This is a genomic window from uncultured Marinobacter sp., from assembly GCF_947488835.1.
In the GTDB taxonomy this organism is placed as follows: Bacteria; Pseudomonadota; Gammaproteobacteria; order Pseudomonadales; family Oleiphilaceae; genus Marinobacter.
The window spans coordinates 109550-136429 of sequence record NZ_CANLBK010000005.1 but is presented as its reverse complement, the minus strand read 5'-3'; the positions used below and the strand labels follow the sequence as shown (position 1 = coordinate 136429).

The window sequence follows — 26880 nt, the reverse complement described above, 5'->3', positions numbered from 1 at the left end:
GGCGTCCTTACTTGGCTTTTCCGGAGCCACCGTCCAGGCCTGCCAGTTGTTCTGCGGCGGCGGCCACGATGTCGTTATCGGCAAGGCTTCCTGGTATACACGGAGCGTTGAATCCCGCCGCAAGCGCCTGATCGGCGATACGCCGAGCGGGCACGATGACGGGTCTGTCGTATAGATTATGGCTGCAATTCGCACATAGTGCGATGAGATTGTTCAAGGTTTCTCCGGAGAGCGCAACAATGGCATCCGGGGCAAACGCAATCAGGGCGGTGTGGATCTGCGCAGGCGTGTAATCCGGGCAGAATCTGCGATAAAGAGGCAATATGGTGACTCGGGCGCCACGCTCTTCCAGTGTTCTGCGGGTCAATTCCCGCCCTTCCTCGCCTCGGGCAACAAGTACCCGTTCTCCATCGATACACGCCAGACCAGGTAGCTTCAGCAAGGCTTCGCTGGTCCAGCCTTCATCCGGTTTGCGCGCGTTTATGCCATATTCTGCGAGTGCTCTGGCTGTACCAGCCCCCACGCCATACCAGTCTATTCCGGTAGGTAGTTGTGGCCACCAGGTATCCAGCTCGTCGAGCAAAAGGCGTGCGGCGTAGGGGCTGACGGCAATAATATGGGAGAACTCATCGAGGTTGAGAAGGGTGGTACGCCGTTCCGGGGTTTCTGGCAGAGGCTCTCTTTCTACCAGTGGGAACACGTGCGTCTCGGCGCCGGCAGCCTGAAACTGCCGGGCCAGTCTGGAAGCTTCCGGTTCCGGCCGGCATATAAGAATACGCCGGCCGGCCAGCGTGGCTGGATTAGTCTGGGGTGTGGCCATAAACTTCAGCCAGGATTTTGTCTGCACCTAGCGCTAAAAGCTCTTCCGCCAATTCACGGCCAAGGCGTTCGCCTTCGGCGCGCGGCGCACGGCCTTCCACGCGGAGAATCTTTGTGCCGTCCACAGCGCCAACCAGCCCGCGCAACCACAAAGTGTCGTCGTCGTCGAGCAGGGCATAGGCCGCGATAGGCACCTGGCAACCACCTTCAAGGCGACGGTTCATTGCTCTTTCGGCTTTCACCCGGTCGGAGGTGTCAGCGTGGCTCAAAGGTTCCAGCATCGCCCGCAGTTCGTCGTCGTTCAGCCGGCATTCAATGCCAAGGGCGCCTTGGCCAACCGCTGGCAGGGATACTGTGTCTGGTATGGCGTAGCGAATTCGGTCATGGAAGCCCAAACGTTTCAGACCAGAGCTGGCAAGAACGATGGCGTCGTAGTCACCGGCGTCCAGTTTTGCCAGCCGGGTGTTTACGTTGCCCCGTAGCACCCGAATTTCCAGATCTGGCCGGTAGGCACGCAGCTGGGATTCCCGGCGCAGGCTGGCGGTGCCCACCACGGCGCCTTGTGGCAAGGCGTCTACGTTTGCGTAGTTGTTGCTGACAAAGGCATCGGTAGGATCGTCTCGCTCGCAAATAGCGACCAGGCCCAAGCCGTCGGGAAAGGCCATCGGCACATCTTTCATGGAGTGCACGGCGAGGTCTGCGCGGCCGTCAAGCATGGCTTCTTCCAGCTCTTTTACAAACAGGCCTTTACCGCCAATTTTAGCCAGAGGTACATCGAGGATTTTATCGCCCTGGGTTTTAATCTTGATCAGTTCCACAACCACGTTGTCGTGGAGCCGTTCCAGTTCGGCCTTGATAAATTCTGCCTGCCATAGCGCCAAGGCACTACTTCGGGTTGCGACGCGAAGGGTTCGTTTGGACATGATGCTCACTGTCAGTTATGAATATGTTCGCCAAGGTTACCCTGTGGCGCCGTAAAAGTCCCGTGGATGGCCGCGCTGCACCGCCTGCAAGGGCATGCGGTTGCTTCAGCCCGGCTGTTGACTTTGTAGCCACTGGCGCACACTGCTGGTGTGCCTTCGGCTTACCTGGAGTTCGCCCAGATCGTCCCTGAGTAATAGCAGGTTTTGACCATCCGGTGTGCGCCTGAGTGCCTGGATATATTGCACGCCCACCAAAGTGTTGCGGTGAATCCGGAGCAGCTGGTTGGGGTAGGCGCTTTCCAGTTCCTTGAGGGTGTAATCAGATACAGTCTCACCACGGGTATGGTGAATGGTCACGTATTTCTGATCCGCCTGACAATAGCGGATCCCGGCTATATCAATTAGTTCTGTACCTCGATGGGTTCGAACCGACAGCTGCCCATCTTCCGCAGTTTCCCGTTCGGCGGCGCTGCCCGCCATGCTGTCAGAGAGTGTGCGCAGCTGTACGCGATTAATCCGCCCCGCACGGGCCAGGGCCTCAGTCAGTGCATCTTTGCGCACGGGTTTGAGCAGGTAGGCCACAGCCTGAACCTCGAAAGCCTGAATTGCGTAGTTGTCGTAGGCGGTGCAGAAAATGATTGCTGGCGGGTTACTGAGCTGGCTCAGGCGCGCTGCCGTTTCCATGCCATCAAGTCCGGGCATGCGTATGTCCAGTAAAAGGATATCCGGCTGCAAGCCGGCAACCTGAGCGAGTGTGGTGTCGCCATCACCGGCTTCCCCGCAAACCACGTACTCAGGCAAGCTCTCGGCAAGACGCCTCAAGCGCTGCCGGGCTAATGGTTCATCATCTGCGATTAGAATCTTCTGTTTGGTCATGAGTACTGTGTAGTTTTGGGCAGCCGCAAGGTGACGGTATAAACGTCCCCTTGATGGCTGTGTTTGAGTACAGCGGCCTCCCCAAACAGAGCCTGTAGCCTTGCCTGAATGTTGCTCAGGGCCATTTGGTTGCCACTGTGCTGACTGCTGTTGGTGTCCGGTTTGGGGTTTTGAACCAGCAGGTACACGTATTTGCCCCGTGCTTCGGCCTCTATGCGCACCGTACCACCCTCGGGGCGAGGCTGTATGCCGTGATAAACCGCGTTCTCTACCAGTGGTTGCAAGGTTAGCGGTGGTATCGCCTGGCGCTCCAGTCCGTCGGCAATGTGCCATTCCAGTTTCAGGCGGGGGCCAAGACGCAGGGATTCGATTGCCAGATAGCGCTGGCAGAGGTCCAGCTCCTTCGCCATTGGAATGAGTTGGTCGCCGGTGCGCAAGCTGGCGCGAAAGAGCTCAGAAAGATCCAGCACGGCTTCTTCGGCCTGTTCCGGGTCCGAGGCAATAAGGCTGGCGATGGTGTTCATACTGTTGAACAAAAAGTGCGGCTGTATTCGCGCCTGCAGGGCAATCAAGTGTGCTTGCATTTCGGCTTCCCGCTGTTGTTGCCACTGGTGCTGCAGGTAGAAATAGCGAAGAACCATCAGCGTAATCAACAGGGCCAGTAGTAGCTTTTTGGCGATAGCCTGCCAGTCGACAATGCCCGGTTTCGGGTGCAGAACACTGTCGGCAAACAGACTGAAAGCGAGCACATCTATGAGCACGATGGCGGCAATAGCGAAGGTAGCCCGGGAAACAGACATTCGAGCCAGCCGGGTGCGCAGGAGGCAAATCAGCGCGGCACTGGTGAGAGTGGTCCACTGTACAAATAGCGAGAGAAGTGCAAAGTAGTTCCAGTCAATCCAGCCTTCGCTGGCCTGAACAATCGCCAGCACCAGCACCAGCAGTTCGCTGGTGATCAGTAGCATGAATACAGACCGTACCCGGCACAGATCCGGCACGAAAAAATTCTGTATGGCGACAGTCTTGTCCCTGCTCAGGGTAGTCACTTTTCTGCGGGTCAGAATGTTATACTCCCGTCACGATATTTGTGCCCATTCCGCGCGAGTATAGTGCTGGGCTGTCAGCACCAAAGATAGACTATATTCAGTACTCACTAAAGCGCTCCCTGTTGCGGCTAAACAATTTGAACCTTCTTCGCCAGGTTCAGGTGATTTCCGTCGATTTTGGCTGGGATGACAGCTCGATCTTAATCAAGAGAGTTAGGCAGAGCCCATAATGAGACAAGCCACCAATAACTCTGAATCTGCAACATTGTTGATTTTGCGGAGTGCTTCATTCGCAGGGCTGTTCAAAGCGGTTGTTTTGGCTATTTCACTGCTTGGGTACGCAACGCAAAGCTTTGCTGAGTGCAGTATAACGCTACGCTGGGATGATGACGCACCTTACTTCATCCCGCAGCGGGGCCATGTTGCGGGCATTGATGCTGATATTAGTCGTGAAATCATGCGACGCATGAACTGTAATCTTACGCTGGTTAAGCTTCCTTGGGCGCGTGGGCTGGTAGAGTTGCGTCAGGGGCGTATCGATATGGTCTCAGGAGCTCATCGCACACCCGAGCGGGAAAAATACGCTCACTACGCTAATACAGTGCCGACCATCTCGCCCAACCTGCTGTTCATTCGTCGTTCTGACAAAGCTGAGTTCAGGTTTTCGGGATTGCGAGAGGTCCTGGACTCGGGTTTCAGGCTCGGGGCACAAATAAACGTATCTTATAGTGAGGAATACGGCGCCCTCGTCCAGGATTCAAGGTACAGAGGAAATATCGAGTACACATCCCGCCGGGATTCGCTTTGGAGAATGCTGGCTCTGAATCGTATTGATGGGGTGATTGCGGATAAACTGACGGCTATGCATGAGATCCAGGCGTTGGGGCTTTCTGACCGGATAACATACAGCTCGATGGTCGTCTCGAGCATAGAAGCCCATTATATTTTCTCTAAAGAATCAGTCAGCCCGGAGTTTGTCGCAAACTTTGATCGTGCGTTGGAGGCCATGCAAAATGACGGCACCTACTCAGCCATTGTTCGTCGTTATGTTTGCCCCTCCTGTCGAGATCTGCCCGATTGATCACGCGCTGATATATACATCTATTTGACTCATTACATGTAACGAGAGTACTTACACCATGACGGACAAGAAACAACCTGATCAGGCCGCAACCTCCGAAAAACCATGGGGTGGACGCTTCAGCGAGCCCACCGACGCATTTGTGGAGCGCTTTACAGCATCTGTAGGGTTTGATCAGCGCCTGTATCACCACGATATTACCGGTTCCATCGCCCATGCGACCATGCTCGCAGAGGTTGGCGTTCTGACGGTGGATGAGCGCGATCTCATTATAGAAGGCCTGAACGGCGTAAAAGAAGACATTGAAGCAGGGCGTTTTGAGTGGTCCGTCAGCCTCGAAGATGTTCACATGAATATCGAGGCCCGGTTAACGGATCGTATTGGTATTACGGGTAAAAAACTGCACACAGGGCGCAGTCGAAATGATCAGGTTGCCACAGATATCCGCTTGTACCTGCGTGATGAAATTGATGTGATTGCCGAAGAGCTCAAGCGCCTGCAAGCCGGCCTGCTGGATCTGGCCGAACGCGAAGCCGATACCATCATGCCTGGTTTTACCCATCTTCAAACGGCACAGCCAGTCACCTTCGGGCACCACCTTCTGGCCTGGTATGAAATGCTGGTGCGGGATGGTGAGCGTCTGCAGGACTGCCGCAAGCGTGTGAATGTGATGCCTCTGGGGGCAGCGGCACTGGCGGGTACCACTTACCCGATCGATCGCGCCATGACCGCACGGTTGCTGGGTTTTGAGCGCCCTTCTGAAAACTCGCTGGACTCAGTGAGTGACCGGGATTTCGCCATTGAATTCTGCAGCTTCGCGGCTTTGTTGATGACGCACATGTCCCGCTTCAGCGAAGAGTTGGTGCTGTGGACCTCCGCACAGTTTGATTTTATTGATTTGCCGGACCGTTTTTGCACCGGCTCTTCCATCATGCCCCAGAAAAAGAACCCTGATGTGCCGGAGCTTGTTCGGGGCAAATCCGGGCGGGTGACGGGCCACCTGATGTCCTTGCTCATGCTGATGAAAAGCCAGCCGCTGGCGTACAACAAGGATAACCAGGAGGATAAAGAGCCTCTGTTCGACACGGTCGACACCATCAAGGGCTGCTTGAAAGCCTACGCCGACATGGTCCCGGCCATTCGTGCAAAAGCCGACAACATGCGTGTTGCTGCCAAGCGCGGGTTCTCGACTGCAACAGATCTGGCGGATTATCTGGTCAAAAAAGGCATGCCGTTCCGCGATGCCCATGAAGTAGTAGGCAAGGCCGTGGCCTTTGGTGTTGCCGAAGAGCGGGATCTTTCTGATATGACTCTGGAAGAACTGAAGCGTTTTTCTGACACCATCGATGAAGATGTGTTTGATGTGCTCACACTCGAGGGGTCGGTTCAGGCCCGTGACCATTTGGGTGGAACCGCTCCAGCTCAGGTGCGGGCCGCTGTAGGCCGCGCTCGCAAGTTGCTGGGCTGAAACCCTTGCCCCCCGGAGCTCGTTGTTCCTGAGTTTTGGGGGGTTAGCCGCCTATCCGCCCGGTGGTGAGATCGACCGCCACCGGCGTCAGCTCCGCCAGGGGTATAGGTGGTCCAAGCCTGAATCCTTGGCCAAAATGAATGCCCAGTGTTCGGACCTTCCGAAGAATGTCATCGTTCTCGATAAAGGTCGCCACCGTTATTTTCCCTGCGTCCTGCGCAATTCGGTGTAGCGCTTCTACCATAATCTGCTGAACCGGGTCGGTTCCCAGCCTGTGCATCAAACTGCGGTCTAGTTTGATAACGTCTACAGGCAGCTTTGCCGCAAGCCTGTAACTCTCCACAGACGCGCCGGCACCATCCAGTGCTACTCGACAACCAATCCTGTGTAGCGCGTCGCACAACACAGCAACCTCATCCGGGTATTGTGTTGCGTGGGCTTCACGAACCTCAAGACAGAAGGATTCTGCGGGGTAGTTTGACGCGCCGAGAACAGATTCCATGAAGTCCGCAAAGGTGTCATCCAGAACGCTGGCGAGGGACAGGTTGAAACCACAATATTTCAGCCTGGGCTCCAGTAATTTGTGCTCGCCCAGCCAGGTAAACGTTTGCAGTATGGCCTGGCGATCCAGTCGTTTGGCCAAATCAAAACGCTCTGCTACCGGCAAAAACTGCTCCGGCTGCAACCATTGTTCATGCACTCCGCTACCTGGAATTCTTGCGAGAATTTCGATGTGATCACCCCAGGTAACGCTGGCAACCGGCTTGAGCGGCTGGAACTCCAGAATCAACGACTGCTTATCCAGGGCTTTTCGGATCTGGTCGACAAGTTCGTTGCTGTCGCTGTGATCTGGTTTCGGGCGTGTGGCGTGGGCAGTATGAACCCGGTTGCGACCGGATGTTTTGGCGTCATGGCACAGATCTGCAGCTTGTCCCAGCAACTGTTCGGAGTTGGTAGACGTGTTCTTTCCGATTATCAGCAGACCACCACTGGCGGTGGTTTGTAGCTGGTGCCCTTGCCACTGGAAAACAAAATTTCGGATGAGGCATAGAAGGTTGTCTGCAAGCTTGCGGGCTGCAGACTCTGTACAGTCTTCGATGAGCAGCGCGAAGGTATCGCCGGCAAGCCTCGATACCGTATCCTGTGGCCTACTGCGCACATCGAGAATGCTGGCCAGTTCCCTGAGGTAGCGGTCGCTGGCGCCGTTTCCGGCGATGCTGTTGAAGTGGCCAAAGGCGTCGAGGTTCAGATACAGAAGGCAGCTGTCGATCGCTTCTTTGCCAGCTTGGTCCAACTGGCGCTGAAGGCGGGCGATAAATTCCCTGCGATTGGTGAGGCCGGTTACCGGGTCGTGCCGGTATCTGTATTCGCTGTCCCCTGTTTTGCTGGCGCGGTTGCTGATGTCACTGGCTACAACCACAGCACCCGCAGTTTCGCTTTTGTCCGTGCCGGGGTCGCCGATTTTGCTGTCTGTCAGGCGCTGGTAGTGAAACTCGTACACCGGCCACTCACCACTTTGTTGCGTGACAGGCATGTCCACAATAAAGCTGTCCTGCTCAAAGGCACGTTGCCAGAGCTGTTCCGCCAGATGTCGTTCATTCGGGTGCTTTTCAAGTAACTGGCGCAGGTTGTCGCCCACTTTGGGTGTTGCGCCAAACAGGCTGCCAAACAACCGGGCATAGGGCGCGTTGAAATGCAGCAGATTTAGGTTTTTATCCACGGCAGCGATCAACCCAGGGCTCGCGGCCGTGGTGGCATTCAGTATGTTTGCAGCCTTCAAGCGGGCATGATCGCGTTGCATTTCGCCGGTACGATCTACCAGGGTCCCTCCGAGTTTACGTAACCTGCCGCCGGTTTTAAGGGCTCGGCCATTTAGCGTTGCGCGAATGATTTTTTCTTTGGCAGTCAGCAGATGAAGCTCAATTGTGAAGGGTGCGCCGGTGCGTGCGCATCTGCGGAAAAGTGCCCGAATACGTTCCTGGCCACCCTGGCAGTAGAACAGTGCTTGTTCCGGTGTGATTTCCGTTCCCGGTTTCAGCTCCAGCAACCGATATAACCCTTCTGTCCAGGTCATCTGGTTGCTGGTGATATCCAATTCCCATATTCCGAAGCCCGCTGCGCTTTCAGAAAAGCGCAATAGGCGGGTGTCTATGGCGGAGCTTTCCTGCTGAGCAATGCGGGCGCTCGCGGCGCCATCTGAATCGCGTATACTGATGCGCAATGAAAGGCTTGCCGTGTAGAAAAAGCCTTCCTTGTGACGAAAGGTGACCAGCACAGTTTGGCCACTCTCGATACGGTGTCGATTGGCTGGTGCAAAGGGGTCGTCTTCTCTGGATGCCAGCACCCGGTGTACCATTATGCCTTCCAGTTCACTGGCATCGTACCCAAGTACAGCCTCGGCATTGCTGTCCGCGTATAGAACCTTACCTTCATCATCAATACGCAACAGGGTCTGGCGACCGGTGACACTGGATGTATCAGTGCGATAACGCTGTATGACAAACTCTTTCACTGGGCCGGGCCTCGGGTTTACGTAAGCGTATGCCGCTTTTATTTTTTGATGATTGTGCCACGATGAGTTCATCATACTGATAATTAAACCGGAAAGAACCTCTCCCCCGGAGCTGCCTTGACTGCTCACGCTACACCGATTGCCCTGGATTTTGACGAGGGCATTGACCGCAAAATCCTGCGCCGCCTGCAGGACAGATTTCTCATGCTTAACCGCCAGCGCTGGGAGCGAGCCCACTCGTCGCTTACCTACCGGCAGCAGGTGGTGCTGGAGATTTTGCCATTGGTGTTTCACACCAATCATCCAGCGCTGCCAGGCTATCTGGATGTCCAATGCCCCTATGGCCTGAGCCATTACCAGCCGGATTCGGCCACCATAGGCGCAGCACGGCGCTTGGCTCGCACCTTCAGCATGCGGGATGAAGGCAAGCGCAGAGCCGATCTGGAAGCGCTTTTTCTAATGGGTAGCCCTGGTACCTTGGGCCATTCTGTTACCAGTGATCTGGATGTGTGGCTATGTCATAGGGACGACCTTGAGGAGCGCGGAATCAGGCTTCTGGAACGTAAGGCGGAACGGTTGACTGAGTGGGCCTTGTCGTTTGGCATTGAACTGCATGTATTTGTGTTTTCTGCCGCCGAATGGCGTGACGGTCGGCAGCGGGTTGAAGTGAGTGGGGAAAACTGCGGTAGCGCCCAGCATTATTTGCTGCTGGATGAGTTTTATCGCACGGCCATTCATTTAGGTGGGTGTTATCCCATGTGGTGGTTGATTCCCCCGGAGCAAGAACAGCGGTACCAGAAGTGCGTCGATATGCTGGTGGACTATCGCTTTATTCGTGGTGATGCATACATTGATTTTGGCGCTGTGCCATCCATACCCGCCAGTGAGTTTTTGGGAGCGGGTGTGTGGCAGCTCTACAAGGGAATTGATGCGCCCTGGAAAGCCATTTTGAAGCTGCTGCTTATTGAGTGCTACGCCCAAACGCAGGATCTTCCGGTTTTGTCGCTTATTTTCAAACAAGCGGTGTTCGATGGTGATACGAATGCGGATGATCTCGATCCCTATGTGATGCTCTACCAGCGCCTTGAACGGTGGCTCCTGAGTGAGGGCGCCAGTTCGCGGTTGGATTTGGTACGTCGCAGTTTTTATATCAAGGCGGGCCTGCCTCTGACACGTACCGGAATGGCTGGTCAGCGGGGGGCGGAGCTCTGGAGGGCTCGACTGTTAAAGAGCCTGGTTGATAGCTGGGGTTGGCAGCGAAAGCAGCTTGAGTTGCTGGATAATCGACACCGTTGGCGGGCGGAGGAGGCATCTTCCCTGCGCAGAGCGGTGGTGTCGGAGCTTACCCACAGCTATCGGTTGCTGTCGAAAATGGCCCGTGATCATGGCGAGCAGTCAGCCATCAGCGCAAACGATATCAACTTGCTTGGGCGCAAACTGTATGCCGCGTTTCAGCGCAAAGCCGGCAAGGTGGAACAGATAAATCCGGGGCTGGTGCCATCATTGGCAGAGGAAAATCTGGCCTTTCACCATCAGTCAGAACAGGGCGGTACAGGAACCGGCTGGCTGCTATATCGGGATCTGGAAGACCCTTCGGATGCCTTCTGGCAGCCGGTTATCCGGCGCTCCGGTAATCTCGCCGAGCTGGTGGTCTGGTGTTACTGCAACGGCTTGCTCACCCGCTCCACTCGACTCAACGTCCGCACCGGGCAGGGCATTGCCTCGGTTAGCGAGCTGCGGGAGATGCTGGATGCGCTTGCGGGGTTTTTGCCGTTTCCAGTCGAACCTGCCGAGCGAGATGCTCTTGCCCGTGGCGTCCGCCCTTTGCGCAACCTCCTTCTGATCAACGTGGGTGTTGACCCCCAGTCCCATCTTACTGAGCGAGGCCTGCACAAGCTCAGTGCCAGGCACGATTCATTGGGGTTCAGTGGCGGTCGCGAAAATCTGGTTATTTGCATTGATCAGATCACACTCAACAGTTGGCAAGAGGTCAGCCTTCAGCATTATGCATCCGGGGATACCTTGATCCAGTGCCTGAAGAATGTTCTTGCTTCTGTGGCCGTGGCGCCCCACAACATACCCGGTCTTGAGGTGCACAGCCATAACCGGGGGCACGGCAGTGCTATTGCCCGGAGGGTGCGGGAGCTGTTTGCCGACGTGTTGCGCCAGTTCTTTGCCGGAGGCTCAGGCCCCCACCCCTTGCGCTATGTGATTGAAATGGATCGTCGGTATTTTCTGCTGGAGTTCAGCGGCACCGAGCCCGGGTTTATGGCCCTTGAGAATCGGGCTGCCTTGCTGGAGTGTCTTGCTCAACCCCGCGACACTTATCTGCCTGTCGTGTTTGATCGCCACGCACTGCTGGACGATCCGGCTTTGCGGGTAGCCTGTCAGGCAAGTGAGCCAGACAGCATCCAGGTGTTCTATATGCTGCGGGGCGAGGGGGTTCAGATCCGAGTGATTGATGAACGTGGATCTGTTTTTGGTTGGAGTCAGCAAGCCGCTGGTCGACGCCATCTCTTGGCCCCGTTGTTGCGGTTCCTGGAAAATCTGGTGGAAAGACGCACCCTGCGCAATACCGAAATGCCCGTCGGTCTCGCTGGAGTTCGCTGTTATGAGTTGGTTTCAAACAACGGAGTCTGGCGCTCGGAATATCGGCCGCAGGCAGATGCTGGTGCGCCTCTGCCGGGATTCGAGGTGCAAGCGGTGGGCGTCCAGGAAGGAGATAGCCGCGTTCGTTTCGACCTTTACTGCGGTGAGCAGGAGTTTACGGTTCTGCAATACGGTGATCAGCTGATTCCGGCTGTTGCTCACTATATCCATTCTCTTCGACAGAGTCGTGATCGCTATCCGGTTTACCTGACGGATCTGCACTTGCCCCACGATCTGGACCCAAGGGTGTACCAGCAGGATATACAAACCAGTCAGTACCTGTATTACCGGGCTTTTCTTGAGGATTCCCTGAACCGTGAACTGGAGGCATTTCTGTAGCGCTCCGGCCTCGCCGTGCAGGGCGTGGGTCAGGTATACTTTGGACATTATGAACTCAGAGGTGTCAAGTATGCGCGTGAGGAACATGCCGATCGTGATACTGGTTGTGGCAGCAGCACTTGGTGGCTGTGGTCAGAAAGGACCGTTATACCGGGAGAATCCGGAAACATCGTCCAAGCCAGTCGAGCAGGCAAACAGCGCTGTAGCTCAAAGCGGGCACGCGGGCGGCCGCAGCACTCGGGCTGACACGCAAGCTGAATAGCCCCACGCGCAACCAGACACCGCTAAACGAATCAGGAATAAAATGGATTATTTCAACTACCGTGACGGCGAACTTTACGCCGAAGATGCACCTGTTTCCTCCATTGCTGAGCGTTTTGGTACGCCAGCTTATGTGTATTCCCGTGCTACGTTGGAACGCCATTACAGGGCCTATGATGAAGCCCTGAGTGAGCGCGAACTTCTCATTTGCTATGCCGTTAAAGCCAATAGCAATATTGCCGTGCTGAATGTTTTGGCACGCATGGGCGCCGGTTTTGACATAGTGTCTGCGGGTGAGCTGGAGCGGGTTTTGCGTGCCGGCGGCGACCCGGGCAAGGTGGTGTTTTCCGGGGTTGGCAAGCAGGAATGGGAAATGCGCCGTGCTCTGGAAGCGGGCGTTCGTTGCTTTAACGTGGAGTCTGACACTGAGCTCGACCGACTTAATGCCGTAGCAGGCGAGCTGGGAGTGAAGGCGCCTGTCTCGTTGCGGGTGAACCCGGACGTTGATGCAGGAACACACCCATATATATCTACCGGTCTGAAAGAGAATAAGTTTGGTATTGATATCGCGGAAGCGCTGGCCGTTTATGCCCGTGCTGCAACCTTGCCAAACCTGGAAATTATAGGTGTGGATTGCCACATTGGTTCTCAGCTTACCTCGGTAACGCCGTTCCTGGATGCACTGGACCGTGTATTGGAGCTGATCGATGCTTTGGCAGACAACGGTATTCATATTCGGCATCTGGATATGGGCGGTGGCTTGGGTGTTACTTACAATGATGAAACACCGCCTCAACCTGCTGAATACGTGAAGGCGCTGGACCAGCGTATCGGTGAGCGCAACCTGGCGCTCGTTCTTGAGCCTGGCCGCTCTATTGCGGCCAATGCCGGCATACTGATTACCCGGGTTGAGTTTCTGAAGTGCACCGAACATCGGAACTTCGCGATTATCGACGCAGCCATGAACGATCTGATCCGTCCTGCGCTGTATAGCGCATGGCAGGCGATTGTTCCTGTGCAGCCTCACGAGGATGCAGAAGAAAAAATCTGGGATCTGGTTGGTCCAGTGTGCGAAACCGGAGACTTCCTGGGCAAAGATCGCCCGCTCCAGCTCAAGGCTGGAGATCTCTTGGCGGTGCGTTCTGCTGGAGCCTATGGTTTTGTGATGAGCTCAAATTACAACACCCGGAACCGGCCGCCGGAATTGATGGTTGATGGTGATGAAGTACACATTGTTCGGCACCGCGAAACCATTGAAGAACAGCTCGCGCCCGAAAACTGCCTGCCTGAATGAGTGATGGGCAGGATATGAACTCGCAGCGCCGACATCAGGGGCCATTGCTCCGGTTCAGTAAAATGCATGGGCTGGGCAATGACTTCATGGTTATCGACGCCATTAGCCAACCATTCAGGCTGCGCCCGGAAATGATTCGGGAACTGGCAGACCGCAACTTTGGTGTCGGTTTTGACCAGCTTCTGGTTGTGGAGCCACCGGGATTGCCCGATGTGGATTTCCGTTATCGGATATTCAATGCCGACGGCTCTGAGGTTGAGCAGTGTGGCAATGGCGCCCGGTGCTTCGCAAAGTTTGTACGCGATCAGCGCCTGACGAATAAGAAGACTATCCGTGTGCAAACAGCCGGTGGCGTGATTGAGTTGCGAGCAGCTAAAGACGGCATGGTCATGGTCAATATGGGCGTGCCTGAGCTGAATCCGCGGGCCATTCCCTTTGCCGCTGAGCATCGTGAGAACCTATACACGGTGCAAGTGGGGGCAGAAGCCGTTGAGCTAAGCGCAGTTTCCATGGGCAATCCCCACGGCGTTATTGTCGTTGAGGATGTGGATACGGCGCCAGTGGAACGCCTTGGGCCGCAACTGGAAAGTCACCCGCAGTTTCCCGAGCGCGGCAATATAGGCTTTCTGCAGATCATCAGTCGAAATCATGTGCGCCTGCGGGTTTACGAACGCGGTTCCGGCGAAACCCTTGCTTGTGGCAGCGGTGCCTGTGCCGCAGTTGTCGCAGGGCGCTTGCGCGGTTTGCTTGATGAGCGCGTAGAGGTGGACCTTCGTGGCGGTCGGCTGGTCATCGAATGGAAGGGCGAGGGGGCGCCTGTTATGATGGAAGGCCCCGCCACAAGTGTATTTGAGGGACAGTTGAGACTGCCCGGTGAACCAGGTGGCGCCCGGCGTAGAAGACCTAGCCGCCCACACAAACAACGGATCTGATAGCCAGGAGAGCGCGATGACAGACCAAACGGCCCACCAGAAGGCCGGTGAGCTCACCCGGGAAGCGGTGGTTGAGTACCTGAAAGACAATCCTGATTTTTTTGTCGATCAGGACGAACTCCTGCGCAGCCTGACCTTGCCCCACGACAGTGGGCGGGCAATCTCGCTGGTGGAACGCCAGGTACACCTTTTCCGCGAACAGCGGGACACGCTCCGCCATGAGCTGGTTGAGCTGGTATCCATCGCCCGTCATAACGACCGCCTGTTTGAAAAGAGCAAGCGGTTGCTGATGCAGGTAATCGAAGCCCGCAATCTTATGGATATGGCGTCTACCATTGATGACAGCATTCGTGGTGACTTCGGGTTGGATGCAGCCTCTGTGATTCTGTTTACGGATGCGGCGGTGGCCGGCAGTGCCCAAGGTGCGCTTCACGTTGTGACACCGTCAGAAGCCCAGGAGCATCTCGGTAACCTTCTGGAAGGCAGCAAAGCGGTTTGCGGTCAGTTCCGTGAAAACCAGCGGGCGTTCCTGTTTCCGGATCGCGACGAACCCATTGCGTCCGTTGCTCTGGTGCCTTTGCGCAATGAAGAGTTGGTGGGCGTTTTTGCGGTCGGTAGTTGTCAGCCCGGTTATTTCGATGAGCAGATGGGTTCTCTGTTTCTCAGCTACATCAGCGACACATTGAGCCGACTATTGCCTCCGATGGTTCGTCGTCACACCACAGCTGCTCCGGTCGCCGACCTTGCGACGGAGTCCCGCTAGAGTGGTTGTTTTGCCTGTGTCAGTTCAATTACCTGATGAGCTGAGCGGGCACATGGCAGATTTCCTGCGACACATGGCCTCCGAGAAGCGCCACTCCCCCCGAACGTGTGACAGTTACCAGCGGGATCTGCATCGCTTTGCGGTTTGGCTGGTGGAGCAGGGCAGCGCTCAGTGGTGCGCCGTTAGTGGTCATGACCTTCGCCGTTACGTTGCCAATCTCAGTCGCCAGGGGCTCAGTGGCCGAAGCATTGCCCGCCACCTGTCAGCCGTAAGACGTTTCTATCAATACCTGTTACGTGAAGGGTTGGCCAAAGATAACCCCGCACTCGATATACGGGCGCCGAAAAGCAGCCGGCGCCTGCCCCGCGTGGCCGACGTAGATCAGGTCAACACTCTTCTTGATGCAGCACCGGATGATCCACTGGAAGTGCGCGACAGGTGCATGTTCGAGCTGATGTATTCTTCAGGCCTGCGTCTTGCGGAGCTGGCCAGCCTGGATATTGATGCTGTTGACCGCAAAGGCGGCGAGGCACGGGTCGTCGGTAAGGGTGGGAAAACGCGGTTGCTCCCTGTTGGTCGAAAAGCGCTGGAGGCCATAAGCCAGTGGCTGCCCATACGGGCTGGGTTGGCTCACGAGACTGAGCCAGCCCTGTTTGTAAGCCGCCGGGGTGACCGAATCAGCCATCGCAGTATTCAGGCTCGGCTGAGTCGTTGGGGCATGGTAAAAGGGGCTGATCAGAAACTCCATCCCCACATGCTCAGGCACTCGTTTGCCAGCCATATGCTGGAATCCAGTGGTGATTTGCGTGCGGTACAAGAATTGTTGGGCCATGCGGACATAGCCACAACTCAGGTCTATACTCATTTGGATTTCCAGCATTTGGCTCGAGTTTATGACCAGAGTCATCCAAGAGCGCGCCGACGTAGTCCCCAGGGCCACGACGACCAGAACGCCGGACAGGAAGGAACTACTTGATGTCATCGGATCAAACCTGGAAAACAAAGTACTTCCAGGAGCTTGAGACAGCAGAGCAACGGGAAGCTCAGTGGAAATCCGAGCGCAATGTGCTGGAGCGAATGTTGGTGCGCACGAGCCTCGCATCCGCGGGCCAGACGCCAGAGTTGGATAGCCTGCTGGATCAAATACGGTCGGATCTCCGCAAGAACCGAGTGGGTGTGGAAAGCTGGCGGCAACTGCAAGAGCAGATAGATCGCCAGATTGCCCTGCTCGATGAGGTCGCAACTTCGGAAGTCAGGAGTGTTCAGCAATCCCCTTGTGTCGCACCGTTAATAGTCGCTGAACCTGCCGATGAACGTGTGGATGAAGGCGATCAGCCCGAGCCTGTCGTGGATGCTGAAGATCAGAGCCAGCGCCTGCGGATTGCCCGGCGTGTCGGACACCTCCTTGGGCAGTTGCTCAGCCAGGTTTCCCTTGAGCCAGATGCCGAAGCGCGCGCGCGAAACCTTCAACGAGCGCTTCTCTCCAGTGATGATTGGGACGAGTTGCGAGAAGGTCTGAATCAGGTGGCAGATTTGATTGTTGCCGCTGTAACCCGAAGCCAGAGGGAGTTTGAGGCATTCCTCAAGCGTCTTGATGAACGCCTGGCGGTGCTGCAGGAGCATTTTTCGGTGCAGTCGTCGGCCCAGTCAGGCCGCGAAGCTGCAGCTGAAAAACTGGATCGTAGCATCCGAAATGAAATTGAGCAGGTTGGCCAGCAGCTCAAAGCAAGTGGTGACCTCCAGGAATTGAAGCAATCGGTCAGCAGCCATCTGGAGTCTATTGGTCAAGCGGTCGGCCGTTTCCGGGTTGAGGAAACAGAACGGGAAAAAATGCTTTCCGAGCAACTGATGGCCATGAAAGAGAAAATGGTTGTCATGGAAACACACTCTGAACAGATGCGTGGGCAGATGCGCAAGGAGCGTGAGCGAGCTGTGACAGATTTGCTTACGCAGCTGCCCAATCGTGAGGCTTGGCAAGAGCGCCTGTCCTTTGAATTCAACCGCTGGAAGCGCTATCAGTATCCGCTGACAGTGGGTGTTCTGGATGTTGATCTGTTTAAGCGTGTGAACGATTCATACGGGCACAAGGCGGGGGACAGGGTGTTGCAGCTTGTGGCCAAGGAAATTAAACAACGGCTGCGCAAAACGGACTTCGTCGCCCGTTTTGGCGGTGAAGAGTTTGCCTTGCTGTTTCCGGAAACCCTCCCTGAAAATGCTCAGGTCGTTTTAGACAAACTTCGCGCCCACGTCAGCGCCTTGCCGTTTCATTTTGGTGGCGATCCGGTGATGATCACTTTCTCTGGCGGGATTGCGGGCTTTGGTCCTGACGATACTGAAGAAACCGTTTTTGACAGAGCTGACAAGGCGCTCTACCTTGCCAAGGACAGCGGCCGGAATTGCATCAGAATCGGCTAATGCAGCGCAACCTTTTAGGATATCCAGTGAAGGCGTCCCTTCTGTTTTCGATTTACCTGTTGTTGCTGGTGTTTCAGCCGTCAGCACTGGCAGACCCTCCCCAAGCTTCTCCGGCACCGGTGTTGGGCAGCAAAGATCTGAACTGGATCAGCGAGCAGCACAGGCTCAGTATCGGTGTGCGCGCTGATCAGGTGCCCCTGGTGTTTGATACCGGAAACGGCGAGCTTGCCGGCACCTACATTGACTATCTTGCCCGGTTATCCAGCAAACTGGATCTGCCGATTGAACCTGTTGTGATGGGCGGCACCAACGCCGGACCGCTGCTCAATGTGCCCAACATTGATGCGTTGCTGACCACCAGAATCCCTGGCTCCCCTGTGCCTGAGGGCAAGCGCTTTACCAGCCCCCTGATGACGCTTACCTATGGTTTGTTTGTGAGCGCAGGCGATGCGGCCATCCGTTCGCTGGCAGACCTTGAAGGTGGTCGCATAGCGGTTGTGGAAGGCGACCCTAACCAATACAGCATGCTGGACTCTGTTGAAGAGTTCACGCCTGTGCCCGTTCAGAGTCTGGGTGAAGCTGTCAGCCACGTGCTGTCTGGCCAGGCCGATGCCTTTTTGGGGCCAATTCCAGTGGTTTCGGACTACCTGCAGTCAGCCATGATTAATGGCATTGGCTTGTCGGTATTGCTCGATCAGAAATCGGTCGATGTGGTGTTTCAGGTTGACCTAAGCAATGCGCCTTTGTTCCAGGTTCTGGATAAGTCCGTCGAAGCCATAAGCCACAACGAACACCGTGTTATCCGGCAGTCCTGGTTGCAGGTGGATCTTACCGAGCTGGAGCAGAACGGTGTGGAACTCTCCGGTTCAGACGTCGATTGGCTCAAGCGCCACCCTGACCTCAAGATCGCTTTCCGTTCAGACTGGCCCCCTTTTGAATACGCGCAGGACGGCCGCGCCACAGGATTGGTGCCGGACCTTGTCGCGCGGTTGGAAAACCAGTTGGGCGCTCGGTTTGAACGAAAAATTCTGGAAGACCGCGTGGTCGCAGAACACGCCCTGATGTCTGGAGAGGTGGACATTCTTCCCGGTCTTTCGCGCACCCCGAGAACAGAAGAGTCGTTCCTGTTTACCCGGGCTTATGTGAATGTTCCGATTGCCCTGGCAATCCGGGATGACGGTCGTTTTATTGGAGACCTGAGGGAGTTACGCACAGAGCGTGTGGGCGTAGTCAACCGCCATGCCGCTCACGACTATCTACTTATCAACCATCCAAACCTCGACCTCTATCCGACGGCAACGATAGAAGCCGGGCTGCTTGCGCTGTCCAATGGTGATCTTGATGTAATGGTGACCCATATTCCGGCGGTCAGCTATACCGTTGCCAGACTGGGGCTTTCGAATCTCCGAATTACCAGTATCACGCCCTATCAGTACGATCTCCGGCTAGCGGTACGAAAGGACAGCCCGGAGCTTCACCGAATCCTGAACAAGGCACTGGGCAGTCTCAAACCAGCTGAAACCGAGGCTATCTACAATCGCTGGATCCATCTGGATATTGAGCAGGAAACCGATTACACCGTCGTTCGCCGGGTTGTTCTGCTCGCTATTGTTGTTGTGTTGATCTTTCTTTACTGGAACCGCAAGCTTTCCCGTGAGGTGGATGAGCGGATTCGTTCAGAAAATGCCCTGCGCCGAAGTGAAGATGAGCTGCGAGCCGCCAAGCTGGAGGCGGAACGTCTGGCCCGGAAAGCAGAGGCTGCCAGCCGAACCAAGAGCGAGTTTCTGGCCAATATGTCCCATGAAATCCGGACGCCCATGAATGCGGTGATCGGCTACAGCGATCTGCTCAGTAACACGGTTACGGACCCTCAGCAGCGCAACTATCTGGATGCCATCCGGGCAGGCAGTCGCAGTTTGCTGATGCTGATCAACGATATTCTTGATCTGTCCCGCATTGAAGCTGGCAAAATGCGCCTGGATTATACCCCCGTTTCCGTGCGCCGGTTGCTAGATGATGTTCGGCACATTTTTGATCTTCGTGCACGGGAGCAAGGAATCACGCTCGAGGTTAGCGTAGGTTCTGACATGCCAGTCGCCATGATGCTGGATGAAACCCGTTTCCGGCAGGTGCTGTTTAATCTTGTGGGCAACGCTATCAAATTTACCCATGAGGGCGGTGTCGCTGTAAGGGCGACCGTCAAACCAGTAAAGGACAAAGCTGGAGAAACACCTGAGCAACAAAGTTATCGGCTCACGATCAAGGTGAAAGATTCGGGCATCGGCATTCCGCCCGATCAGCTTGAACGTATTTTCGACGCTTTTGAGCAGCAGGAGGGACAGAACACGCGCCGCTATGGAGGCACCGGGCTCGGGCTTGCCATCAGCCGTAAGCTGGCTCAGATGATGGGCGGTGAGTTGAGTGTAGAGAGCGAGCCGGGGAGTGGTTCTGTTTTTACGCTCACGCTGCCTGACGTTCAAGCGACTGGAGATCAAGCCGAGGACGAAGGCGAAACCAAGGAATCTGAAAGGCTGTTAGCACAAACGCTGAGTATTCAGGAGCGGGGTTGGCTTAAAGAACAGTTGACTGCCGATTTCGGTGATGAGTGGGAGGCCGTGCGGGAAAGCGGAGACCCTGAAGAAATGAACGATTTTGCTCGCCGGGTATTGGAGTGGGGCCAGCGTTACCGTTCACGGTCTGTTACACGCTACGGCGAGAAGTTGATGGCCGATGTAGAGGCGTTCAACCTGGATGCTGTTAACAGTGCGCTTGATGCCTTCCCGAAACTGCTTGGCCGGGAAGACTAAGCAGGTTTACAGGCAGTCGAACTGGGAGCGGCGATCAAAGGCTACAGAGACCATGTCATAGCCGGAGTCTGAAAGGCTGCGAACCAACTCGCGGTCTTTCAGCAAAGCCATACAGACTTTGTGAACGCTGGCCTGGAGATGTTCTGCTGCTGGTTGGCTTGCCGCAAGACGAAAGTCGACCACAAGATACTTGCGATCGATGGCAGAGGTGGCCGGGACATCTTCACGCTCAATGCTTTCAAAACCGATGTAAGTTGCCTGATCCCGAGGGAATACCTGGCTCATAACAATGTCCAGATTCTCCGCTTGGGCTAAGGGCGTGCTGAGTAAAGTTGCAGCAGCTGCCGAACGGATCAGGTGTTGAATAGTCATGGTGGCAGCTCCCCCGGCATAGCTTCCGGATAGCGTGTAACGAAATGTAATGTTTGGTTAAGATTGATTATTGCAAATACTGTCGTCTATTACGCGGGGTTGAGCCTACCTTTTTCAATTGTTTGCAGTTTGCATACATTTAGACAGTATGTTCCGGGAACAGGGGCTCCCCTGACAGTGCGCTATCAACTATGATGGAACGAAAATCGACAGCAGGAGAGTTGCCCATGTTTCAGCTCGTGTTCAAGGGCGAGTGTGCCTCTGGCACCGAAATGACAACAGCGCGGAACAATGCCCGCACGCTGTTTAAAGCCAGTGTTGAGCAGATAGAACGCATGTTCAGCGGCAGCCCTGTAGTGATCCGCAATAAACTTGATGAAGATCAGGCCGAAAAGTATCGCCAGGTGTTGCTCAAGCACGGCATGATTGCTTATGTTCAGTCCATGCCTGAGGCCCAGACACAGGCAAGATCGGCACCGGCGTCTGCACCCACTCCCAAGCCCCAACCAGCCCCCGCTAAAGCAGTTCCCCATTCGGTGGTACCCGCTGTTGAGGCCGGTGACCGTTTGCCGGTAGCAGGAGACAAGGTTGATGACATTCTTGCGGGATCAGCCTTGGGGCTCGATCCTGTCGGGGTAACGCTGGTGGAGCCAGATGAAGTAGAACCACCCATGTTTCAGCATCTTGATGACTGGACGCTGGCGCCCCCGGGGAGTGACATAGGTGTTGAAAGGGATCTCCCTCCACCGATGGTGCCCGACGTGTCTCACCTTTCGTTGGTAGACGATGAGCCCAAGAAGTGAACATAAGACGCACGGAACTTGCCCGGTTTTGAAGCCGCTCTCATTATTAGCGCTGACCTGGTTGATTTTGGTGTCGCCCATATCGCTCGCTGCAGCGGCCAGTGATACTGCGGCTGAGCGCCCCCGAATAGGACTGGTGCTAAGCGGCGGTGGCGCCAAAGGCATGGCCCATGTAGGCGTGCTTCGGGTGCTGGAGGAAATGAAGATACCCGTGGACATGGTGGTGGGAACCAGCGCGGGTTCTGCTGTCGGCGCCCTCTATGCCTCTGGCATGCCAGTTTCCGAGATTGAGCACCGCTTTCTTGAGATGGACTGGTTGTCGAGCTTCCGGGATGACCCTGGCAGGGTTTACAAGCCTGTTCGCCGGAAACAGGCCGACTGGAAATACCCGCTAGCGCCGGGCCTCGGAGTTAGCCTTGATGGCCTGCATGTGGGTGCCGGCATCATTGCCGGTCAGAATCTGGGGTTTATCCTCAACGAACTGACAAACAGTGTTTCGCTGGTAGAAGATTTCGATCGATTACCTATTCCCTTTCGCGCTGTTGCGACTGATCTTGAAACCGGTGAAATGGTGGTGCTTGGCAGTGGGAATCTTGCTACAGCCATCCGTGCCAGTATGAGCATTCCCGGTGTTTATGCACCCGTCAGGTTAGGCGACCGCTTGTTGGTTGATGGAGGCATTGCTGCCAACCTTCCTGTCAGTGTCGCTCGCGATATGGGTGCAGACCTGATCATTGCGGTTGATATTACCGATGCCTTGTTGGGGCCAGATGAACTTCGGGAGGCATTCTCCATATTTGGTCAACTGACAACGATCATGACCCGGCGAAATACCGACTCACAATTGGATATGCTTGATGAGAAAGATATTCTCATCCGTCCGGATCTGGAAGGCCACGGTGCTGCAGATTTTGAAAACGCCTCGGTTTTGTTTGAATTGGGTGCCAGCGGTGCCCGAATGAACGCAGTTGAGTTGAATCGTCTGGCCGTGTCGGACGAGGCGTGGCACTTATACGCATTACACATGGCCTCTGCCACCCACAGGAAAAATATCGTTGCCGGAATTGAGGTGAAGCATGAGCGTCGCCTGGGCCGCGAGTTTCTTCGGGAACGGATACGGCAACCCATCGGTGAGCCGCTGGATGTAGAAGCGCTGGAAGCAGACCTGAAACGTATCTATGGGCTTGGGTACTACGAAATTGTGTCCTATTCCCAGACGCCATCTCCGGATGGAATTTTGCTTCTTATAGAGGTTCAGGAAAAAAGCTGGGGGCCCAACTATTTGTCGTTTGGCCTTAGTTATGAAGACAATTTTGACGGCGACACTCATTTCAATCTTGCGTCCTCCTTACGTGTAACCGAACTGAACGTGTTGGGCGCCGAGTGGCAAACGGGGGTGCAGCTCGGTACTGAGCCCTTTATTCGAACTCAGTGGTACCAGCCGATTGATTATGGGTATGAGCGGTTTCTGGTGGCAGGAGTGGAGTACTATCAGGACACCTTTGGAATTTATGGCTCCGAAGGTGAGCGGGTTGCTGAATTGGATGTGGCGTTTAGTCAGGTAGATCTCGGTTTGGGTATGGAATTAGGCGGCAACGCCGAAATCCGGTTTGAGTATGCCCGAGGGTATGCCACCGTAGATCAGCAGCTTGGCACCACAACGGCGCCCGAAGACGCAGTTCACCAAGGCAACCTTAGCCTGCAATTGGTACACGACTCCCTTGATGATGCCTTCTTCCCCCAAAATGGAGCGTTTGCGGGTATTCGTGGCCGTGTGGAGCGTGAAAGCCTTGGATCTGACAGGCACTTCGATTCGGTGACCGGAATGGTACTTGGCACTGACAGCTGGAATAGCTTTACCCTCACAGGACTGCTTTACGCACATACAGTCACTCGCGGGGAACCCGGGATTGAAAATGCGATTCGTCTTGGAGGGTTTCGGCGTTTGTCTGCCTATGCGCCCGGTCAGATTACGGGCGACAGTGCGGCCATGGGGTCTGTTTATGCCAGCCAGTCGTTCGGTGGGCCTATTACCCCATGGTTTGCCGGCATGGGGTTTGAGACGGGAAATGCCTGGGAATCGCTCAGTGATGCCAGTTGGGCGAGCTCGGTGAGATCATGGAGTGCATTTGCCGGGCTCGATACATTTCTTGGCCCCGTGCAGCTTGCAACAGCCTATAGCAACCAGGATAACTGGACGGTTTATCTGAACATTGGATTTTCGTTCACGCAGCTTTTTTATTAGATCTTTTTGCCTGGGCCATCGGTGGTGGCTGTCGCCTCCCGCACCTGCTGACACTGCTGGTTAGCATATTGGTGGAGGATGGCGGCCAGCCTCTCTTCGTCTCTGTCCTTGAGTGCGCTGATCGATTCCCGCATGTGCTCCAAGTTGTCTTCCAGGAGGCGACTTCCGCCACTTTTGAAGGCCGCGAAGGCGCAACGTCTTGCCGAAGGCCATAGGTCTTCAATTGCCGCAACGATAAAATAGTTGTCAGCGTAGGCGAGAGACGCTTGGGTATACTCAATGCCCAAATCCAGAAAAGCCATCAAGTCATTGTTATGAAAATGAGCTTCCATTTGTTGATACAGCTGCTCTAACCGCTCAATGTCTTTTGGTTGCCACTGGCGGGCGAGTTTTTGACCGGTATGGGTCAGGTACAGCTTCAGTGTTTCGTAAAGGCTGCGCACAAAATAATCATCCAGCTCCGTCACAAAAGCGCCCTTGCGCGGCACGTTCTTTACCAAGTGACGCTTTTCGAGAAGTAACAGACCTTCCCGGATAGAGCCGTGGCTGACTTCCATACTTTTGGCCATGGCAGCCTCGTAAATGCGCTCGCCGGAGCTAAGCTGGCCGAAAACAATCAGGTTTTCGATGTGACGGGCGACCTGCTCGGTCAGCGTTACCTTGGGCTGGAAGGACTTCATGGGTGGTGTTCGCTGGGCTTAAGTGAATGAATATTGGGGATAATCGCATATTCATCCATAGCGGAGCCAGTGTTCCTGTGATTTGAGGCCAGGCCAAGCTAGAGCAAAGGCGCCAGAAGCCGAACGGCACGGCACGTCAGCCGGAAGGCAATGGAGCGATCCTGATAATCCTCTTTTGTCATTTTTCGGCAATAGGAAAGGTCCTCGGTGAGCATGGTAGCTACATCGGAAACAAAGGCTTCTGAGGTGTTGATAGCCATTATCTCGAAGTTCAGGCGCATAGAGCGGTTGTCCAGATTTGCCGTGCCCACAGCGGCATAGTGATCATCCACGAGGACAACCTTCTGATGCATAAAGCCGGGCTGGTAACGATAAATACCAATGCCAGCCTGGTTGGCTTGAATCAAATAGGAATAGGCTGCCAATCCAACCAGTCGGCTGTCTGATTTTTCCGGAATTATGATTCGTACGTCCACCCCCCGGAGGGCAGCGAGCTGCAGCGCGTTCACAACCTGAACATCTGGAACAAAATAAGGGGAGGCGATCCAGATGCGGGAGCGGGCATTGTTGATACAGCTCAGGAAAAACAGTGTGCAGGTTTCCCAGGTATCCGCCGGGCCAGTGGGGAGTACCAGCACCTGTTCATTGCCAGGCAGTGTTTCCTTGGGAGTCCAGTCCAGGTCGGGGAATTCATTGCTTGCCCAGTTCCAGTCTTCCAGCCAGGCAAGCTGCAACCCGGTCACGGCGGGGCCTTCTATCCTGCAGTGGGTATCTCGCCAGAACTCCTCGCCCAGTGCAGTGCCCATATACTCATCGCCGAGGTTGATGCCCCCGACAAAACCGATTCTTCCATCGCAGACCAGCAGTTTTCGATGATTGCGGAAATTGATCTGAAACCGCCGGCGCCGGATGTTTCCGTCGCCGAACGAAGCCACCTTGGCGCCGGCTTTTGCCAGTTCTTTCAGATAGCGGCGGGACAGGCCGAAGCTGCCAACGTCGTCATAGAGAAACCACACCTGCACTCCCTCTGAAAGCTTTTTTTCAAGGGTCGTTTTGATGCGTTGGCCAATCTTGTCTGAGCGAACAATATAGAATTCCAGAAGAATATAGGAAGTGGCGCTCTCCATCGCCGAAATCAGCGCCTCAAACGTCGCTTCGCCATCCTTGAGTAGCGTGCATTTGTTGCCCTCGGTGAACGGCTGCCGCCCGAGCCTGCAAAGAACCTGGAGCTGCTCATCAAGATGCTGTTGCTCCAGCATGGAGAGAGATGTGGTGTGCTGTTCAAAGCGTTTGAGCAGGGCCGTGAGGGACTTGTCTCCCATCCGCCGCGCTTTAACGTACCCGCCGAATCGCGAACGTCCCAAGACCAGGAAAAGTGGCACTGCAATATAGGGCAGGCCTAGCAGACCAATGATCCAGGCGATGGCGCCCTGAGTGGTGCGGTAGGTGAGCAGAATTCGATAAATACAGGCCGCCGAGCCCAGATAGAGCAGGCTGACAGCAAGGGCCACTAATGAGGTATCAAGCATCATTCATCCGCTTTTGGAGTAAGGTGCTGCTCGCGGTATTGGGCTGGGGCCATGCCGGTCCAGCGCTTGAACGCGCGGCTGAACGCACTGAGTTCGGAGAAACCGAGCAAAAAGGCGATTTCACCCAGAGCGAACTGGTCAGACGCAACGTAGCGCAGAGCCTTGTCTTTGCGCACATGCTCTACAAGTTCATGAAAACTGTAACCTTCCTTTTTCAGCCTCCGGTACAGGGTTTGGCGACTCATGTGGAACTGCCGTGCCAGAGTATCTGCATCAATCTTGTCCGTCGACATCTGGCGCGATATCAGTTTGCGTATTTTGCGACTGAAAGAGCGCCGGGTTTGCAGGCGCGCCAACAGACCGTTGACCTGTTTCAGGACGGCTGAATACACATAGGGATTGCGGTGGGGTATCGGGTGGCTCATGTGGCGACTGTGGATGGCCAGCCGGGTCACCGCGGCTCCGAATACCACGGGCCCGCCCAGAAGAGTCTCATATTTATCGGCGTAGTCCGGACGAGGGTGAGCAATTTCTGCCCACTCGACAGTCAGCCCGGAATAGATAAAATGCCGGCCCCGGGACAAGGCAGCGGCTATTGTCCGGTCCATATCCTGGCGACAGTAGTGTTCCGGCGAGTCCGCTTGCCAGGTCAGAATGACCAGGTCGCCAACCTGCTCAAAGCTTAGTATCACGGATTCATTGATGAGTCTGTGCAGGCGCACGTATTGGGTGACTGCTTCGCCCAAGGTGTCGCAGTTGAAGAACACATGCCCAACCAGCCCCATACGTTCGGGGTCAATAATCTGGCCGGCTTTCAGGCCCACGGCCGGGTCGCCGGTGACTCTCTCGGCATGATCCCAAAGCCGGTAGTGTGCCTGCGCGGGTACACGCCTGTCTGGCTCCCTGAGTGCTGACAGGTCCATACCAAGAATCTGCTCAACCCGTTGCCTGTTCAGTACACCCTGGCGGTTCAGGTAGTGAGCCAGCGCCAGCGTACTGGATGCAGCAACAAAGGGTGTTGTTGTCGTGCTGATAGGCGTTTGGGTCACATTTACAGGCTCATTAA

21 protein-coding genes are annotated in these 26880 nt (G+C 55.4%); 12 read left to right on the top strand and 9 right to left on the bottom strand.

All coding sequences use genetic code 11. The features are described 5' to 3' along the window. Positions 1-7: 7 nt before the first annotated feature. From Q0824_RS15970 to Q0824_RS15955, 4 genes are all read right to left on the bottom strand, one after another. Positions 8-820, bottom strand: coding sequence for a uroporphyrinogen-III synthase (locus tag Q0824_RS15970; RefSeq protein WP_298453000.1), 813 nt, complete (start codon positions 818-820; stop codon positions 8-10). Next, the gene (gene hemC / locus Q0824_RS15965) at positions 801-1742 is read right to left on the bottom strand and encodes a hydroxymethylbilane synthase (protein WP_298452997.1); all 942 of its coding nucleotides are present in this window, start codon (positions 1740-1742) and stop codon (positions 801-803) included. Before hemC ends, Q0824_RS15970 begins: the two co-directional genes overlap by 20 nt. Positions 1743-1847: 105 nt before the next feature. Next, on the bottom strand, positions 1848-2618 hold the full coding sequence (locus Q0824_RS15960) for a LytTR family DNA-binding domain-containing protein (RefSeq protein ID WP_298452995.1): 771 nt from the start codon (positions 2616-2618) through the stop codon (positions 1848-1850). Further along, positions 2615-3583 carry a sensor histidine kinase gene (locus Q0824_RS15955; RefSeq protein WP_298453185.1) on the bottom strand — a complete coding sequence of 323 codons (969 nt, stop codon included), beginning with the start codon at positions 3581-3583 and terminating at the stop codon, positions 2615-2617. The genes Q0824_RS15960 and Q0824_RS15955 overlap by 4 nt, the downstream gene beginning before the upstream one ends. Positions 3584-3893: 310 nt before the next feature. Between Q0824_RS15955 and Q0824_RS15950 the strand changes: the two genes are divergently transcribed. Both Q0824_RS15950 and argH read left to right on the top strand, forming a co-directional pair. Beyond that, a complete protein-coding gene (locus tag Q0824_RS15950) occupies positions 3894-4745 on the top strand; it encodes a transporter substrate-binding domain-containing protein (protein ID WP_298452992.1) in 852 nt (283 codons plus the stop codon). A gap of 58 nt (positions 4746-4803) precedes the next feature. Continuing rightward, positions 4804-6213: an argininosuccinate lyase gene (gene argH, locus Q0824_RS15945; protein WP_298452989.1), complete on the top strand. Its 1410-nt coding sequence runs from the start codon at positions 4804-4806 to the stop codon at positions 6211-6213. A gap of 43 nt (positions 6214-6256) precedes the next feature. Here the strand turns inward: argH and Q0824_RS15940 are convergent, their stop codons facing one another. After that, positions 6257-8725 carry an EAL domain-containing protein gene (locus Q0824_RS15940; protein WP_298452985.1) on the bottom strand — a complete coding sequence of 823 codons (2469 nt, stop codon included), beginning with the start codon at positions 8723-8725 and terminating at the stop codon, positions 6257-6259. A 117-nt stretch (positions 8726-8842) separates the two neighbouring features. Between Q0824_RS15940 and Q0824_RS15935 the strand changes: the two genes are divergently transcribed. The 8 genes from Q0824_RS15935 to Q0824_RS15900 all read left to right on the top strand — a co-directional run bounded on the left by Q0824_RS15935 (position 8843) and on the right by Q0824_RS15900 (position 20185). Further along, complete coding sequence (locus Q0824_RS15935) at positions 8843-11713, top strand: class I adenylate cyclase (RefSeq protein WP_298452982.1); 2871 nt, start codon at positions 8843-8845, stop codon at positions 11711-11713. A 70-nt stretch (positions 11714-11783) separates the two neighbouring features. Continuing rightward, positions 11784-11975: a lipoprotein gene (locus Q0824_RS15930; protein WP_298452979.1), complete on the top strand. Its 192-nt coding sequence runs from the start codon at positions 11784-11786 to the stop codon at positions 11973-11975. A gap of 42 nt (positions 11976-12017) precedes the next feature. Continuing rightward, the gene (lysA, locus tag Q0824_RS15925; protein ID WP_298452976.1) at positions 12018-13268 is read left to right on the top strand and encodes a diaminopimelate decarboxylase; all 1251 of its coding nucleotides are present in this window, start codon (positions 12018-12020) and stop codon (positions 13266-13268) included. A 14-nt stretch (positions 13269-13282) separates the two neighbouring features. Then, positions 13283-14200, top strand: a complete 918-nt coding sequence (gene dapF, locus Q0824_RS15920) for a diaminopimelate epimerase (RefSeq protein WP_298452973.1) — start codon at positions 13283-13285, stop codon at positions 14198-14200. Positions 14201-14216: 16 nt separating this feature from the next. After that, positions 14217-14963 (top strand): DUF484 family protein, encoded by a 747-nt coding sequence (locus Q0824_RS15915; protein ID WP_298452971.1) that lies wholly within the window; start codon positions 14217-14219, stop codon positions 14961-14963. A gap of 52 nt (positions 14964-15015) precedes the next feature. Then, positions 15016-15939, top strand: coding sequence for a tyrosine recombinase XerC (xerC, locus tag Q0824_RS15910; RefSeq protein WP_298452968.1), 924 nt, complete (start codon positions 15016-15018; stop codon positions 15937-15939). Continuing rightward, on the top strand, positions 15939-17378 hold the full coding sequence (locus Q0824_RS15905) for a GGDEF domain-containing protein (RefSeq protein ID WP_298452965.1): 1440 nt from the start codon (positions 15939-15941) through the stop codon (positions 17376-17378). The genes xerC and Q0824_RS15905 overlap by 1 nt, the downstream gene beginning before the upstream one ends. 26 nt (positions 17379-17404) lie before the next feature. Then, positions 17405-20185 (top strand): transporter substrate-binding domain-containing protein, encoded by a 2781-nt coding sequence (locus tag Q0824_RS15900; protein WP_298452962.1) that lies wholly within the window; start codon positions 17405-17407, stop codon positions 20183-20185. A gap of 6 nt (positions 20186-20191) precedes the next feature. Here the strand turns inward: Q0824_RS15900 and Q0824_RS15895 are convergent, their stop codons facing one another. Beyond that, on the bottom strand, positions 20192-20557 hold the full coding sequence (locus Q0824_RS15895) for a hypothetical protein (RefSeq protein WP_298452961.1): 366 nt from the start codon (positions 20555-20557) through the stop codon (positions 20192-20194). A gap of 227 nt (positions 20558-20784) precedes the next feature. Here Q0824_RS15895 and Q0824_RS15890 point away from each other — a divergent pair, with 227 nt between their 5' ends. Together Q0824_RS15890 and Q0824_RS15885 are read left to right on the top strand one after the other, a co-directional pair. Further along, positions 20785-21360, top strand: a complete 576-nt coding sequence (locus Q0824_RS15890) for a hypothetical protein (RefSeq protein WP_298452958.1) — start codon at positions 20785-20787, stop codon at positions 21358-21360. Positions 21361-21388: 28 nt separating this feature from the next. Continuing rightward, on the top strand, positions 21389-23605 hold the full coding sequence (locus tag Q0824_RS15885; protein WP_298452956.1) for a patatin-like phospholipase family protein: 2217 nt from the start codon (positions 21389-21391) through the stop codon (positions 23603-23605). On the opposite strand, the gene Q0824_RS15880 is transcribed toward Q0824_RS15885, so the two are convergent. The 3 genes from Q0824_RS15880 to Q0824_RS15870 form a co-directional block, all read right to left on the bottom strand. Further along, the gene (locus tag Q0824_RS15880; RefSeq protein ID WP_298452954.1) at positions 23602-24285 is read right to left on the bottom strand and encodes a GntR family transcriptional regulator; all 684 of its coding nucleotides are present in this window, start codon (positions 24283-24285) and stop codon (positions 23602-23604) included. The genes Q0824_RS15885 and Q0824_RS15880 overlap by 4 nt on opposite strands. 98 nt (positions 24286-24383) lie before the next feature. After that, entirely contained in the window at positions 24384-25814 is a 1431-nt protein-coding gene (cls, locus tag Q0824_RS15875; RefSeq protein WP_298453182.1) for a cardiolipin synthase, read from the bottom strand. Further along, positions 25814-26863, bottom strand: a complete 1050-nt coding sequence (locus tag Q0824_RS15870) for an AraC family transcriptional regulator (protein WP_298452952.1) — start codon at positions 26861-26863, stop codon at positions 25814-25816. The genes cls and Q0824_RS15870 overlap by 1 nt, the downstream gene beginning before the upstream one ends. Between the last annotated feature and the right edge of the window lie 17 nt (positions 26864-26880).